The organism is Streptomyces sp. CBMA156, from assembly GCF_014596515.1.
Taxonomy (GTDB): domain Bacteria; phylum Actinomycetota; class Actinomycetes; order Streptomycetales; family Streptomycetaceae; genus Kitasatospora.
In genome coordinates, this window is the sequence record NZ_MSJQ01000002.1 from 1 (window position 1) to 697 (window position 697).

1 protein-coding gene is annotated in these 697 nt (G+C 80.1%); it reads left to right on the top strand.

The window, feature by feature from the left end:
• On the top strand, window positions 1-697 hold a 697-nt coding region (locus BU198_RS00140; protein ID WP_262986978.1), incomplete at both ends, for a molybdopterin molybdotransferase MoeA.

Consider the following 697-nt stretch of genomic DNA (forward strand, 5'->3'; position numbering starts at 1 on the left):
TCCGCGATGGACGGCTGGGCGGTCGCCGGTCCGGGGCCGTGGCGGGTCGCCGGCCGGGTCCTGGCCGGCCCGGCCGAGCCGGCGCCGCTGGCCGACGGCACCGCCGTGGAGATCGCCACCGGCGCCCAACTGCCGCCCGGTGCCACCGCCGTACTGCGCCGGGAGCACGGGCGGACGGACGGCGCGCTGCTGCACGACCGGGGCCCGCAGCCGCTGACCACGGGACAGGACGTCCGCCCGCGCGGCCAGGAGTGCCGCCGGGGCGAGGAGTTGCTGCCCTCCGGCACCCGGGTCGGTCCTGCCGTGCTCGGCCTGGCCGCCGCCTGCGGCCACGACCGGCTTTCGGTCCACCGCCGTCCCGAGGTCCAGCTGCTCGTCCTGGGCGACGAGTTGCTCACCAGCGGGGTGCCGGGCCCCGGCCTGGTCCGGGACGCGCTGGGGCCGCTGCTGCCGCCCTGGCTGCGGGCCGCCGGCGCCGAGCCCGCCGAGGTCAGGTACGTCCGGGACGACTTCGGGCTGCTCGGGGACGCGCTGCGGCACTGCACCGCCGATCTGGTGGTCACCACCGGCGGGACGGCCGCCGGGCCGGTCGACTTCCTGCACCGGGCGCTCGCCGGGGCCGGCGCCCGGCTGCTGGTGGACGGCGTCGCCGTCCGGCCGGGGCACCCCATGGTGCTGGCCGAACTCCCCGGCGGCC